The sequence below is a fragment of the Sinomonas sp. P10A9 genome (genome assembly GCF_041022165.1).
Taxonomy (GTDB): Bacteria; Actinomycetota; Actinomycetes; order Actinomycetales; family Micrococcaceae; genus Sinomonas; species Sinomonas puerhi.
On sequence record NZ_CP163302.1, the window covers coordinates 3,128,728 to 3,141,749 of the forward strand.

The window sequence follows — 13,022 nt, forward strand, 5'->3', positions numbered from 1 at the left end:
GACATTTCAACGATACCCACCGGGGTTTCATTCCCACGAGGTCTGCGAGCTCAGATCGCCGCGGGCTCGTGCTCCTGGACGAACTTCTTCCCCGTGAGCGCGATCACTATGGCCACCACGAGGGCCGCGGCCGAGGCGTAGAAGGGCACCGGCGCGCCGAAGGTCTCACCGAGCCACGTGGCGATGAACGGCGCGAGCGCGCCGCCCATCCAGCGCACAAAGTTGTAACCGGCGCTCGCCACGGGACGGGGCGCGTCGGAGACGCCCATCGCGAGCTCGGTGTAGACCGTGTTGTTTACGCCCAGGAGCGCGCCGGCAACGATTGTGAGGACCACGACGGCGGGCACTGCGTGCAGCGTGGCGGCCACGGCCACGCCGACCAGGACGACCGCAAGTCCGGACAGGGTACCGGCGAGGACCTTGATGTCGCCGAACTTCGCCTGCAGCGGCGGCGCCACGAAGACGGAGAACACGGCTAGGGCCACGCCCCAGCCGAAGAACACGGCACCGATGCCGTAGGCACCCATCCCCAGGATGAACGGCACGAACGCGAGGATCGTGTAGAAGCCGAAGTTGTAGAAGAACGCGCTGCCGGCAACGGACCTCAGACCCGCGTGTCCGAGGGCGAGGAGCGGGTCCCGGAACCGCGTCTTCATGCCCGCGGGCGGCGTCTTGGGCAGGGTGGCCATGATCGCTATGAACGCGATCGCCATGAGCGTCGCGGTGCCGAAGAACGGCATACGCCACTGCCATCCGCCGAGGAGGGCGCCGGCGAGGGGGCCAAGCGAGAGCCCCAGGCCGAGCGCGGCCTCGTAAAGGATGATCGCGGTGGAGGTCCCACCCGAGGCGACGCCCACGATCACGGCGAGCGCCGTGGCGACGAACAGGGAGTTCCCGAGACCCCAGCCGGCGCGCCAGCCGATGAGCTCAGCCACGCTGCCGCTCGTGCCGGAGAGGCTCGCGAAGACCACGATGAGGGCCAGGCCGATGAGCAGGGTCTTCTTGCCGCCGATGCGGGAGGACACCCAGCCGGTGACGAGCATCATGACGGCCGTGACGAGGAAGTAGCTCGTGAACAGGAGCGAGACCTGGCTCGGGGACGCCTGCAGGTTCTGCGCGATGGCCGGGAGGATCGGGTCGACGAGCCCTATGCCCATGAAGGCGAACACGGACGCCGCGGCGGTAGCCCAGACGGCCTTCGGCTGGCGGAAGAAGGAGGCCTTCTCCGCCGCGAGCGTCTGATGACCCGCGGGGTGTCCCTGATGGGTTGTCTGGTGTTCGAGGGTCGAAGGCTCTGAGTCTTCGACGACGCCGGGTTCGGCGGTCATACGGGCATCTCCTGGTTCGTCACATACTGGTTGATCTTGTCCATCACGGGCAGGGCGGCCCTGAGCGCCGCCCGCTCGTCGTCGTCGAGCACCGCGAGCGCGGCGGCCATCCGCTCAGTGCGGCGGTCGTTGGCGCTGCGGGCAGCTTCGTCTCCGGCGGGGGTACGGCGCACGACGACGACCCGTGCGTCGCGCGGGTCGTTGCACCTTTCGAGGAGGCCGGCCTTCTCGAGACGGGCCACCTGTTCGGTCGCGGAGGGCACACGGACGCCGAGGTTCTTGGCCACGGCCCCCATCCGAAGCCCCTCCCCCGCCGTCATGTTGAGCACACTGAGCTGGGATGCGGACAGCTCGGAGACCTCATCCAGACGGCGTGCAACGTACACGCCGTGACGGAGCGCGTCGCGGAATGCGTGTGCCAGCTCGGCCAACTCGTCGTTCATATTTAGGTATCCTAATAGTTAGGTAGCCTAAATGCAATCGGGACAAGCGCAGGTCACGGCCCGGATGGGGTTGTGCCGCGGCAAGCCCACCACGGCACCCGGCCACATCATCGGGCCCCCGCACGCACGGTGGCGGCGACCACCCGGAACTCACTGCGACGGCGCGCCCCCATCACGACGCAACAGATCGGCCAATTCATCACCGGCGGGACAACGGATGGACCTTTTCGCCTGGACCAATACCCAGAAAACCTGGACCAATACCCAGAAAAGATCCCCGCGAAACCGTGGAGTACGCGGAAAACCCAATAGAACCAGCCAAACGGGATCCGGTCCTACCCCGTTCATCATGAATTAATAGCGCCCCCCGGCCACTCTTACCCAGTAGCAGGAGAAATAAACGTGTGAATTCCAGCGACTGTCGAATAGCCTCGACTTGGTGCGGGACACAACAAAAGGGTCACCCACTCGCGAGCCTTCTTGGCCGGCAAATGGGTGACCCCTGAAACGCGTTCGTCACGCCCGCGACGAAAGCAAACGTCAGCTAGGCATGAGCAATGGTGACAGGCCCTGTTGGCGTCGTGCAGACCGTCTGGCTGACGCCCGTCGTCGCGGCCTGATGCGCGAGTACGGCCACCGGGCCGACCGCCACGTTGCACACATTGGCTGCGACCTGGGCAGCGACGCCGACGTTCGCATTGTTGAGAACACTCACGTCACCAACTTGGACATTGACCAGTCCGCTCTGCGCCTGATTCGCGGCCTGGGCTGGCGCCGCCAGTCCCCCAGCCAACAGTAGGGAGCCGGCAAGCGCTGCACCTGCAAAGGACTTCTTCATGATTCTCATGATTTACCTCCTATGATTAGGTCTGGTCTACGCTACGCAGAGATGCGTAGCGAGGTCAATAAAATTGCCATCTTGAATAGTATTCACCGTGAGGGGCGCGCGCTCCCCGCTTGCGGCTCATTACCCGGGTCTGGAGGTCAATACCCGGAGAACGCAGCTATAAACACCGGCCAAACCAAAATGGCGGACTGGCCAGTCGTCGGCGCGCTGGCGCTAGCCCAGGGGGCCCGAATCACTTGAAAGCTGGAGCACTCACTCGTCGGTTCCGGGGGCCGAGGAGCACCGGTCCGGACCGATCCACGAGCTGCGGCTTACTGTTCGCGCTAATCCAGCCCGAGGCCAGGCAAGGCTAGTGAGCACACCCGTGGGCAAGGCCTGCTCACCCTGTGCCCACATCGACCCGTCCGAGGGCAAAAAGAAGGACCCGCTGTCCCCTCCGTAGAGGTTCTAGCGGGTCCAACAGGCCCGGAATTCCGGGGATTTTGTGGCAGATGAGGGATTCGAACCCCCGTAGGCAATGCCAGCTGATTTACAGTCACTCGGCGGCCGTCACGGGGTGTTTCGGATGGTCCCTGCTTCCCGTGTCTGGCGCGGATTTCCGGGGTTCCGGGTCCCCGCCCGTGGTGCCCAGATTCGAGGCCTGTCGTGTGGCTGGTGCTCACACTGTGCCCACACGAACGCGCCTAGTCGTCGTCCCCGAACTCTTCGAACAAGGCGTGCTGGAGCTCGGGCGGGAAGATAGTCGAGTACATGATCTCCCCTGGCTCAAGTTCAAGACCCAAGACCTCAGACGGCTCGAACATCCAATCATCAGAACTGATCCCGGGGAACGCGCCCAAGATCAAGGCAAAGTGCATCGGATCATAGATGCCGCACCCACCGAGCGAGAGATAGGCGTCTCCGTTCTCCTCAGCTCGGATCCGCGCCCGGACTTCCATGGACGTCCCCAGCTTGAAACACGCCACGGCGCCCTGGGTGAGACTGATGTAAGCCGCCTTGCGAACGGTCCGCCGCGAGGCGTCCACCGCTGCCAAAGCAAGCTCGGCTTCGAAACGTCGCCAGTCCTTGTCGACAGGAAACCGCGAGACTGAATCCGCTGGAAGGTTGTCGTAGAAATTCCTCTGAGGACTGTCGGCCTGACGCAAGCCGGCCAACCCGAGCCACCATCTGGCTGGCATCTCATCTGGCGTTGTCGCCAGCTCTGTCACGCCTCCACGGTATTGGCCGGCCTTCACCTTGTACCAATGGGCATCTTCGATTGCCCGGATCTTCTCAGGCGGGTCAGCGCTGCACTGCGCGGGCACCGTTTGGGCCTTCTCAACCAGAGGGTGGTCCACCGAGGGAAGTGCCACATCAAGCTGTGGCACAGCAATCCCGAGGTCAACAAGGACTCGAAAGGTCGGACGGACAGCGTCCCCAGTGCTGGTCATAGGGGCCATACTATGCCGGGACGCCCCATGGTCAGGCTTCGGGGACACCTCCGAGCTCATCGAGCTCTTCGCGGCTCAGACCGGTCAGTACGGAAACCATCGAGGCCTTAGTGCCGTCGATCTGCTTGAGGGCAACGAGCACCGCTTGATTAATCTCGTCGCGGTGCGCGTCGATGTACTCGCGGACTGCTTCGTCCACGATGGCCTTCTTGTTGGTGCCGAGGAAGTGTGCGGCATGGGAGATGAGACGATCGGTCTCGGCGTCGACCTTGATTGGGGCAACAGTCGCCATGGTGCGTGCCCTCTCTAGTTGAGTTCTAAGAGCTATGGGTTTAAGTGGCCCGTCACTGGGTGCGCGGCAGCCAAGACTGCTTCAGGTGGAAGGCCGTGTGGTTGGTTATGTCGAGGATTGTCTAGGTTCCTCTCTTGATGAGGAGTATACCCGGGTACCAAAGTACCCAATCAACCCCTGGTTCAAATCGTGACCTGTCGTGACCTGCGGTGGGGCCGACGCGCCCCCTTCCACATCCCCAAGGCAAGTCTTGAACTGGCCCCTCTGAAATGTCGGTGGCAGGGCCTACCCTTCGCCCATGGAGAACAAGGTGGCCGCTGCGGCGGCATTGGGGGTTCTGCTGCTGATGACCGGGTGTGCGGCCGGCCCGTCGCCGGCGGAGCAGTCCGCGTCCGCATCGGCACAGGCAGAACAGGTGTTCCGAGAGCTCTGGCACAAGCAGTTTCCGGACGGCAACCAGGATTCCGGGGTCGCCCTAGCGAAGTCGGTGTGCGATTCCTATCGGGCCGGAACGAGCCTTCGGGATGAGGCGGCCTACCTCATGGCGACAATGAAGGTGAGCGCCGGCGATGCCGGGTCGATCATCGGGCTGGCTACGTCCGCGTACTGCCCCGAGTACAACGCCCGCCACTAGGGCACGCTGATGGCGTATCAGCACACTGGCCTCTGATCTGCGGAAACTCTGGCCTCCCGCACGGTGTGAGCACGCCGGACGCGAAGGCTTCAAATTGTCGGTGCCCGGTGTCACCATGCCGCCATGGAGATGGCCCACAGCGCGCCCACAGCGCCCCTACATGTCTCCGCCGCGCCTCTGTCCCTGCCGGCGCCTGATGGGCCCGCTACGCGGCCTGTCAAGGCTCTCCCGGTCTGGGTGCGGCTCCGCTTCCCGGACGGTTCCGAGCGCACCGAGAAGGGCTTCGCCAAGGCTTGGACGCGGGACCATGTCCTCGTGCAGTACGTCGGGCACCAGGGCTATCACCCGGCCGCTATGGAGCTCTGGACGGAGGCCCGGTGGGTGAGGCGCCGGACCATCGAACCTCAGTGGCTCGGGCGGGCGTGACAGTGCCCGGCCGCCATGGGGGGCAGCGGCCGGGCACTCGCCGTTAAGGGTACAGGATCAGGCGATGCCTGGTCGTAGGTAGGAGGCGTCGCGCACGGCGGCGCCGATACGGTCGTCCGCGACGGAGGACACGACGGCCCGCACCTGCTCCCCGGTGAACGGGTTGGTGACGTAGACCGTGATGTTGGCCGGCGCCGCAGCGCCCTGCGGTGGGAGCTGCCCGGTGCGGTTGATGTAGTCCAGCGACCCGGCGGGCATACGCGAGGCGGATGACGCCTTCACCGTGAACTCACCCGGTGAGAGCATCGTCGGGATCGTGTCCGTACCCCTCGCGTAGCGTGACGCGACCCCACCGTCGGCGAAGTACGCCGGACCCGTGCCAGCCCACCCGCCTGTGGCGTTGGCGTGGACGAGGCCCGTCGTGTTGCCCGGAGCGTTGGCACCGTCCCCGCTGTTCACGGTCGTGATGGTGACCGTCTTGTCGTGGATGGAGTCGATCTGGTTCTTCAGGAACGCGATATTCGCCAGCGCGGCCTCGGTGTCCGCCTCGAACTTGGTCGGCTGGGGCTTGAAGTCGTTGACGTCGTACAGCTTGTCGATGTACGCCTGCACCTTGTCCGTGAGCAGGCCTTGGGACTGCATGTTCTTCTCGAGCTGGGTCTTGGCCTCCGCGTAGGCGGCAGTGCCCTGCTCGGTGGACCCGGTGGCCTCGGCGGTGGCCTGCGCGGCCGCCTGGTCGGCCTTCACCTTGCCCTGGATGGCCTGCTGGTTCGCGACCGCGGCCTTGGACGAGCCGTCGATCGCCTCCCCGTTCTGGCGGAACGAGTCGGTGACCGCGTTGGCCGCGGCAGCGGCGCCAGTCTGCGCCTCCGCGAGGGACAGGGTCTTGCCGTTGAGCGTGTCGAAGGCCTGCTTGAGGAGGCCGGCGGCGTTGCCCTCGATCTGGTAGGCGAGCGTGGTCGCGTCAGCGGAGTCCTTGTTCTGCTGCTGCGATGCGGTCGCGGCCTCCACGGCGGCGGACGTGGTGTTGAGTACCCCGGCGGTCTTAGCGGTCGCGAGCTGGTGCTGCTTCTGGGCGTCGGTGGACCCCTGGACGGCGTCTGAGTACTGCTGGTTGGCGTGCTGGGCGTCGGTGATCGCCTTGGCGTTGCCCTCGAGGATGGGTGCCAGCTTGATGGCTGCCTCGCGCTGCTCGGCCATCTTGTCCGTGGCGCCCCCGGTGGCGCCCTGGGAGGCGAGAGCGGCGGCGTTCGCATCGTCGTAGGCCTTCTTCGCACCGTCAATGGCGGTGCGCACGATCTTGAGAGCATCGGCATTGCCGGACACGGCGCGGGTGAGGACATCGGTGCCGAGGCCCAGCTTGGACACGGCGTCGTAGCCGCCGGCCTCGGCGAGGTTCTTCGCGGCGAGCTTGGTCGTGTACTCACCCACGGCGTTGCCGTCCCGCTCGAGCGCGGTCGCGTACTCCTGCGCGGTGGGGATGGCCTGCTGCTGGGACATGGCCGCTGCCGTGATGCCCATCGTCAGCCCGGCCAGGGCGGCCACGAGAATGCCGACCACCGGGACGGCGAGGTTGATCGCCGCGCCGAAGACCGTCACCTTCATCGAGGAGATGAGCGCGGTCTCCCCGAACGCCTCGACGACAGTCTTCGCGAGGCCGAACGCGACGGGTATGGCCGTGGCCGTGCTGACAAGCCCGGCGAGCACCGGCAGGGGCAGGGCGTTCAGGACGTTGGTGATGCCCTGCAGGAGCCCAATGACGAGGGGCCCGACGGGGGCGAACGCGGCGATGATGTGCCCGGCGGTGGTCACGAGGGACTCCACGAGCTGGATCACCGAGGGCAGGTTCGCGGTGGCGTACGCGACGAACTGGTCGAACCCGTTGTCCGCGGGCATGGAGGACAGCCACCCGATGAAGTGTTCGAGAGCGGTGGACCCTGCCGTGATCAGGGGGCCCATCTTCTCCAGGCCCACCATGAGGCCCTCGGTCAGGCTGGCGCCCATGTGGCCCAGGGACGTGGCGCCCTCGGCGACAAGCTGGTTCAGGTAGGGCAGGCGGGGCGTGATGGACGCGATGCCCGAGTTGAAGGAGTCGAGGAACGCCAGCGCCCCGGTGTGGGTCATGACGTTCAGGCCCTCGCCGACCTTGGACAGGCCCGCGGTGTAGGCGGCGCCGTATGCGGTGCCTGATGCCATCTCGTTCTTGATGCCCACGACGGCGGCGATGCCGGCGCCGGCCATGACGCCGAACGCAGCGCCCAGGCCGATGGCCCCCGCACCGATCGTCGCCGCGCCGCCCGCCGCGAGCGGTGCCAAGGCGATGAACGCCTGCAGGGGCGAGACGTTCTCCTTGAGCGCTTCACCGAAGCCCTTGTGTGCGTCAGTGCTGGCCCGTGTGGAAGCCGTGTTGGTGTTGGTCGCCGCGGTGGCTTCCCGGGTCGCTGCGGTCTGCACGTCGGTCGCGACGGTTGAGGCGGCCCCGGTTGAGGTGTGCACCCGGTCAGCGGCGGAGACGCGCTCCTCGGCAGCACGCAGCGCTTCCATCTGAGTGATGGCCTCGGCGACGTCGGCGCGTGCGTTGACGTGGATGTCGCGCCCATCGAGCCGGTCCGCGAGCTCGGCGGCCTGCCGCATGCCCCGCTCGAACTGGTCGGCGTCGAGCTTGAGCACGGCATTGATAGAGCCCGCGGTTGTGGGTCCCTCACTGGGCATTGCTTGACTCTCCTCGTCGCGGTGATCTGACCACTTGTCAGCTCACCGGGCCCTGATCTGGGGAAACATCGGCCGTGGGCACCTCGTGAGCACCGGACGTCGCGCCCGCGGCGGCCTCGGCGGCGACCTTGGCTGCGTTGACGAAGGCCAGGATGCGGCTTGGGTCTGCCCATACGGCCTCGGCGTAGTCCCGTCCGAACTTGGCCTCGGCGAGGGCCACGAGGATGACGCGCTCCACGAACCCGAGCGAGGCCCCGTCTGCGGCGAGCTTGCCGAGGAGCTCGTCGCCGAGGAGGAGCTTGGCGAGGTCCGCGGGCGTGGCGCCTCCCGTGAGTCGCTCGTTGAGGGCCCTGATCTGGTCGAGCATGAGCACGGGCAGGGTGTACTCGTTGCCGCGGATCGTCAGGACGATCGGCGGCTCTATCTCTTCTAGCGGTGCGAAAGCCAACGGGCGGTCCTCTCAAGGGGTGTCATAACCGGTGTCCAGCGGGTCAGAGGGCCTTGAGGAAGTCGTCGGCCATGCCGCCGGCCGCCGCGAGGAGCTCGCTCTTGATCGGGCGGAGGAGGCTCGACAGGATTGCCGTGCTGGGCACGAACCCGGCCCGGCGTCCTTGGTACTCGAGGTACGCGGTAGCCGGCTCGTACGGGTTCGCGTAGCCCATGACGCCGTCCGCGGGGTCGCGGTAGTTCGCCTCGTTGGAGAGGTACTTACCGATCTGGTAGACGGCGCGGTTCTTCTCGGCGACGAGCGCTATCGCCTGCTGCAGTGCCGGGCGGACCTGGTCGAGGATGGCGGCGATCTCGCCGGACGGGTCGCCGCACGCCGTCTCGAGGTACTGGGCGAGGAGGTCGGCGTACGCCTGCCGGGCGAGCTCATCGGCGAGGGCCTTGGCCTTGACCTCCGCGGCATCCCGGCGGATCCGGGCCCACCGGGCGTTCTTGTGGGCGGCCTCGACGTCGTCCGCGGTGACGGTGTCGTCGCCGGCGCGGGCCGCTGCCTCCAGGGCTGCGGCGTGCTCCTCGGCGGTGCGCACGTCCTCTTCGGCGGCCTCGATGATCGCGCCGGGCGTGCCGGGGTCTGCGGGCAGCGGGGACTTGCGGGCGGCCACTACTCGGCCGTCCCGTTGCCGAGGATCTCGCTCTCGAGCCGCTGGCGCTGCGCGGCCCTGGCGAGCTCCTCAACGGTCTGGTGCTTGAGCACGGCTGGGTCGGGGGCGCCGAAGAGCTGCGGGTGGCGGGTCTTGGCCTCGGCCTCGGTCAGCTCGGTGTACCCGTGCTTGAGGTACGGGCGCCCGTCGACCCACTCGGTGAGGTAGTTGTCGTAGTCCGCCTCGGTGAGGGAGTGGACGACGCCGTGCGGGTTCAGGACGTATTTGGCCATGGTGGGGGTTACTCCGGGGTTCGGACGGCCTCCGGGTCGATGAGCCATTCGCGGCCGGCGCGTCGGGCGGGGACCTGCCCTCGCCTCGCGATCCGGCGCATGTACTCGACACTGCAGCCGTTGCGTTTGGCCGCCTCTTTGGCGGATACCCACATTTTCTCAGGCTTGCCTTTGTCGAGTTCCGACAACGGAACCTCAGGTCGGGCCTCGGGCGCGAAGGCGAACATGAGGTGCTCAGCGGTCTGGGCCGCGTCAACGAAGCCGAGCAGAAGGGGGCTGTACCCGCCGCCGTTGCGTTGCGCGTCCTCGCGGACCTTGCGGGATACGTAGGCGGCGAGCCTGCCCCAGTCCTCGGCTCGGAAGACGACGGAGCCGTCCGTGCGGACGTTGAACCAGGTGCGCCCGCTCATTCGCCTGCCCCGGCTGGGGGTGCGGTGGAGGCCCTCGCGAACGGGTCAAGCGAGCCGAGGTGCCGCGGGTCCGGGTAGCCGAGCATCCACCCGGTCAGCTGTGCGCTCTCGGGCATGAACGGCCGGGTGTCCGGGTCGTCGGCGTTGGCGTGGGCCAGCATGCGTGCGTAGTCGCCGTCGATGACTGCCCAGCGGACCTCGCGGATACCGCCGTCCGCGCTCGCGGTGGTGACGATCGCGAGGGCGGTGCGGTCTTCCGGTTCGGTGGCGGGCGGGATGCGGTGCTTGAAGATCGCGACCGTGCAGAAGAGTTCCATCACGCCCCCCGTCGAGGTGCGTGCCGTACGCGTACGCGGAGCGGTGCCGAAACCGTTTCGTACGCGCACGTTCGGTTCGTACCGTGTGCCTGCCCGGTCAACGGTTGCCCCGCACGGGGTACACGGCCGCCCACTGCGGGGCCCGGCCGTCGGGCCAGTCCTCGGGCCAGCCGAGGGCCACCCAGTTGACAAGAGACCCATCGGTGCGCACCGTGTCCCCGTCGCCCATGCGGTGGGCCGCGAGGGCCATCTGCGCGGCGGCCGGGTCCATGAGCGCGGCGACCTTCTGGCCCTCGAACCACGTCAAGGCGAGAGCGAGGCCTTCGGCGCCGGTGGGGATCCCGTACTGGTGAAGGTTGTGCATGACGATCTGGGATTCGTCTTTCACGGCGTGTGCCGCCTCTCTGGTGTGCTCACCGTGGCATCACGGCGGGTGTTTGTGCTGGTCAGGGGCCGGCTGGCTGATCTGCTGTCAAATGCCAGGACGGCGCGGGCGTTCTCCAGCGCGGTCCCGTCGGCGAGCTTGCGGAGGTGCTCGGGGACGGGGATCCCGATCCCTTCGCGGCGCTGGACCTCGAGCCGGGCCCATGCGGTCTGCTGCTCGAGCTGCGCGACCGCTTGGAGGCGGTGCTTGTTCGTGGGGCGTCGGCGTTTCCGTGGCACCGTGGCGCGGAGGCTGTCCCCGGTGAGGTCCGCGAGGTGGTCTAGGAGGCCCTCGTGGGCCAGCGGTGAGCCGAGCACCCGGGCGAGTGCTGCGAGGGCGTCCACGGACGGCCTGCGCTTCCCCAGCTCGAGGTGCGAGACGTGCCAGCGGCCGATGCCGGCGAGGTCACCGAGTCGCTGCTGCGTGAGCCCGTGGGCGTGGCGGAGGCGTCGGAGCTCAGCACCGAGGCCGGCGGCGAGACGGGCCTGCTCCTCGTCGCCGGTGCGGCCGCGGAGGTCACGACCCACCGTGTGCCTCTTCGCCGCGGTAGACGCCTGCCGGGGCCCTGCCCTCCAGGATGTCCTTGGAGGCGAGCCCTCGGCGGACCAGAGACCGGGCGAGGCTCTCGATGTAGCGGGGCGTGAGGGGCTGGTGTCCGGGCGCGTTCTTGCGTTTCGTCTTGCTCAAGGCTTGGTCTCCTTGTCGGTGCGGTTCCGGCGGGCTGCGAGGGCGGGACAGTCGGGCTCGTGGGTGATGCGGACGGACACGACGCGGCCGCCCTCCTCGGGCCTCACCCGCCGCTCTGTGCCGTTGCAAGACGCGCAGGCGCCGCGGATAGGGCGGGTGACGAGATAGCCGCTCACGCTGCCTCCTGCGGCTCAACGGGCAATGCGGGGGCCTCGGCGCGACTGGCCACGGCTTCGAGTGACCGTCTGGCGGCTTCGTAGCGCAGCTGCGCGAGCCGGGCGTTGCGTTGTGCGCAGATGAGGGCTTCGAGGAGGAGGGGCCTGACGGCGTAGTCGGGCCATGTGCGGAGGGCGCGCTTGATGATGGGGGAGCCGGTGATGGGGTCGGGGTGTCGGTTCACGGCTGGGTCTCCTGGTCGAGCTGGGCGCGGAGTCTGGTGATGGTGTTTCGGAGTTCTCGGTTGCGGGCGTCTTGACGTTCGGCGAGAAGACGGAGCTCGTCTTTGCTGAATGGCTTGAGCCACGGCGGGCAGATCCATCCGGGGGGGACGGTGCTGGTGGGCTCAGAAGTTGCCATAGCTGCTGCCCCAGCCTCCTAGGGTGCTGCCACTGCCCCAGCCTCCTGTGGTGGCCGGCTCGGGGTCTTCGCCCTCTTCGAAGCCGGCGTGCCCTTCCCATCTGCCGCCCCATCCGCCGGTGCTCGCGGACGCGTCGCTCTGGCAACGCGGCGCGGATGCCTCGGAGCTAAAGGGAACGGCGTTCCTGTTTGCCCTGGCCGGGTTGTCTTCGTCGGCGATCGCGCTTCGTCGTCGAGATCTTTTCTCTTCAGTTCTGTTAGGGGCGGGATATCCCGCCGATCCCCCCGCCCATTCCCCCGCCTGTTCGCCCGCCTGGTTACCCGCCTGTTCGCCCGCCCATTCGCCCGCCTGTCGATCGGCGGGATTCCCCGCCTGTTCGTCGGTCGAGTTGAGGTGCCAGCGCGTAGCGCGGCCAGCCTTGCCGGCCTTGGAGATGACCCCGGAGGCCTCGAGCGCTTCAAGGGCATTGCGGACGTCCCTGCGGCTGAGCCCAGACACGTCGTCGGCGAGCGTGTAGGTCGAGGGCCAGGCGATACCGTCACGGTTCGCGTAGACGGCAAGGGCCACGAGTACGCGGCCAACAGCGTGCTGGCCGATGGCGCGGCTGCTAGGAAGGTCTGCGGCGAGAGCCCACCGGATCCACTGGTCGAGTTCCATCAGAAGAGTTCCTCCTGTCCGGGGGCGGACTGGGGCTTTCCTCTGTGATGGGTGCAGCGCTCGCCGAACGTGGCGACGAGGTTCCGGCACGGGCGTCCGGTGGTGGAGGACAGGGCGCCGCACTCGAGGCCGAGGCGGCGGCGGAGATCGTCTGGGAGACGCCCGCTCTGTTCGTGGGGCGCTGAGTCAGCCGAGGCATTGCCAGCCCGCTCGCCGGGATGCGCGGCGAGCAGCCAGAAGGTCACTGTCCCGTCTGAGGCGACGCATTCGGAGAGGGCCCAGTCGTTGCTCACGGGCACGACGGCGGCGGGTAGGGGTGCGAGGGGGTCGAGCTCTGGAAGGTTCACGGGAGTGTGTTCCGTTCGTAGGGGTCTTGGGGGTTGGGCCGTGGCCCGGGAGCTCATCCCCGGGCCACGGCGAGGCGGTGCGGCGGCCTTCCCTCCGCCGCGCTGCCGGT

19 protein-coding genes are annotated in these 13,022 nt (G+C 67.5%); 2 read left to right on the forward strand and 17 right to left on the reverse strand.

Going from position 1 to position 13,022, the window contains the following annotated elements:
- Positions 1-50: 50 nt before the first annotated feature.
- The 5 genes from AB5L97_RS14325 to AB5L97_RS14345 form a co-directional block, all read right to left on the reverse strand.
- Positions 51-1,328, reverse strand: coding sequence for an MFS transporter (locus AB5L97_RS14325; protein ID WP_369045140.1), 1,278 nt, complete (start codon positions 1,326-1,328; stop codon positions 51-53).
- The gene (locus AB5L97_RS14330; protein WP_307955550.1) at positions 1,325-1,771 is read right to left on the reverse strand and encodes a MarR family winged helix-turn-helix transcriptional regulator; all 447 of its coding nucleotides are present in this window, start codon (positions 1,769-1,771) and stop codon (positions 1,325-1,327) included. Before AB5L97_RS14330 ends, AB5L97_RS14325 begins: the two co-directional genes overlap by 4 nt.
- Before the next feature lie 544 nt (positions 1,772-2,315).
- On the reverse strand, positions 2,316-2,618 hold the full coding sequence (locus AB5L97_RS14335; RefSeq protein WP_307955549.1) for a hypothetical protein: 303 nt from the start codon (positions 2,616-2,618) through the stop codon (positions 2,316-2,318).
- Positions 2,619-3,301: 683 nt separating this feature from the next.
- Positions 3,302-4,048, reverse strand: a complete 747-nt coding sequence (locus tag AB5L97_RS14340; RefSeq protein ID WP_369045141.1) for a hypothetical protein — start codon at positions 4,046-4,048, stop codon at positions 3,302-3,304.
- Between the two features lie 31 nt (positions 4,049-4,079).
- On the reverse strand, positions 4,080-4,340 hold the full coding sequence (locus AB5L97_RS14345; RefSeq protein ID WP_369045142.1) for a hypothetical protein: 261 nt from the start codon (positions 4,338-4,340) through the stop codon (positions 4,080-4,082).
- A 298-nt stretch (positions 4,341-4,638) separates the two neighbouring features.
- On the opposite strand from AB5L97_RS14345, the gene AB5L97_RS14350 reads away from it, so the two are divergent.
- Together AB5L97_RS14350 and AB5L97_RS14355 are read left to right on the forward strand one after the other, a co-directional pair.
- Positions 4,639-4,974, forward strand: coding sequence for a DUF732 domain-containing protein (locus AB5L97_RS14350; RefSeq protein ID WP_369045143.1), 336 nt, complete (start codon positions 4,639-4,641; stop codon positions 4,972-4,974).
- Positions 4,975-5,097: 123 nt separating this feature from the next.
- The gene (locus tag AB5L97_RS14355) at positions 5,098-5,400 is read left to right on the forward strand and encodes a hypothetical protein (protein WP_369045144.1); all 303 of its coding nucleotides are present in this window, start codon (positions 5,098-5,100) and stop codon (positions 5,398-5,400) included.
- A gap of 57 nt (positions 5,401-5,457) precedes the next feature.
- Here AB5L97_RS14355 and AB5L97_RS14360 read toward each other — a convergent pair whose 3' ends face one another.
- From AB5L97_RS14360 to AB5L97_RS14415, 12 genes are all read right to left on the reverse strand, one after another.
- On the reverse strand, positions 5,458-8,112 hold the full coding sequence (locus tag AB5L97_RS14360; protein ID WP_369045145.1) for a hypothetical protein: 2,655 nt from the start codon (positions 8,110-8,112) through the stop codon (positions 5,458-5,460).
- 37 nt (positions 8,113-8,149) lie between these two features.
- Positions 8,150-8,560 (reverse strand): DUF7426 family protein, encoded by a 411-nt coding sequence (locus AB5L97_RS14365; protein WP_369045146.1) that lies wholly within the window; start codon positions 8,558-8,560, stop codon positions 8,150-8,152.
- 43 nt (positions 8,561-8,603) lie between these two features.
- Complete coding sequence (locus AB5L97_RS14370; protein WP_369045147.1) at positions 8,604-9,221, reverse strand: hypothetical protein; 618 nt, start codon at positions 9,219-9,221, stop codon at positions 8,604-8,606.
- A complete protein-coding gene (locus AB5L97_RS14375; protein WP_369045148.1) occupies positions 9,221-9,493 on the reverse strand; it encodes a hypothetical protein in 273 nt (90 codons plus the stop codon). Before AB5L97_RS14375 ends, AB5L97_RS14370 begins: the two co-directional genes overlap by 1 nt.
- Positions 9,494-9,501: 8 nt before the next feature.
- Positions 9,502-9,903, reverse strand: a complete 402-nt coding sequence (locus tag AB5L97_RS14380) for a helix-turn-helix domain-containing protein (protein WP_369045149.1) — start codon at positions 9,901-9,903, stop codon at positions 9,502-9,504.
- Positions 9,900-10,220, reverse strand: coding sequence for a hypothetical protein (locus AB5L97_RS14385; protein WP_369045150.1), 321 nt, complete (start codon positions 10,218-10,220; stop codon positions 9,900-9,902). Before AB5L97_RS14385 ends, AB5L97_RS14380 begins: the two co-directional genes overlap by 4 nt.
- 97 nt (positions 10,221-10,317) lie before the next feature.
- Complete coding sequence (locus tag AB5L97_RS14390; protein ID WP_369045151.1) at positions 10,318-10,608, reverse strand: hypothetical protein; 291 nt, start codon at positions 10,606-10,608, stop codon at positions 10,318-10,320.
- Positions 10,605-11,171: a helix-turn-helix transcriptional regulator gene (locus AB5L97_RS14395; protein WP_369045152.1), complete on the reverse strand. Its 567-nt coding sequence runs from the start codon at positions 11,169-11,171 to the stop codon at positions 10,605-10,607. Before AB5L97_RS14395 ends, AB5L97_RS14390 begins: the two co-directional genes overlap by 4 nt.
- On the reverse strand, positions 11,161-11,331 hold the full coding sequence (locus tag AB5L97_RS14400) for a hypothetical protein (RefSeq protein ID WP_369045153.1): 171 nt from the start codon (positions 11,329-11,331) through the stop codon (positions 11,161-11,163). The genes AB5L97_RS14395 and AB5L97_RS14400 overlap by 11 nt, the downstream gene beginning before the upstream one ends.
- Before the next feature lie 172 nt (positions 11,332-11,503).
- Positions 11,504-11,731, reverse strand: coding sequence for a hypothetical protein (locus AB5L97_RS14405; protein WP_369045154.1), 228 nt, complete (start codon positions 11,729-11,731; stop codon positions 11,504-11,506).
- A 162-nt stretch (positions 11,732-11,893) separates the two neighbouring features.
- Positions 11,894-12,565, reverse strand: a complete 672-nt coding sequence (locus AB5L97_RS14410; RefSeq protein ID WP_369045155.1) for a helix-turn-helix domain-containing protein — start codon at positions 12,563-12,565, stop codon at positions 11,894-11,896.
- Positions 12,565-12,912 (reverse strand): hypothetical protein, encoded by a 348-nt coding sequence (locus AB5L97_RS14415; protein ID WP_369045156.1) that lies wholly within the window; start codon positions 12,910-12,912, stop codon positions 12,565-12,567. Before AB5L97_RS14415 ends, AB5L97_RS14410 begins: the two co-directional genes overlap by 1 nt.
- Positions 12,913-13,022: the final 110 nt, after the last annotated feature.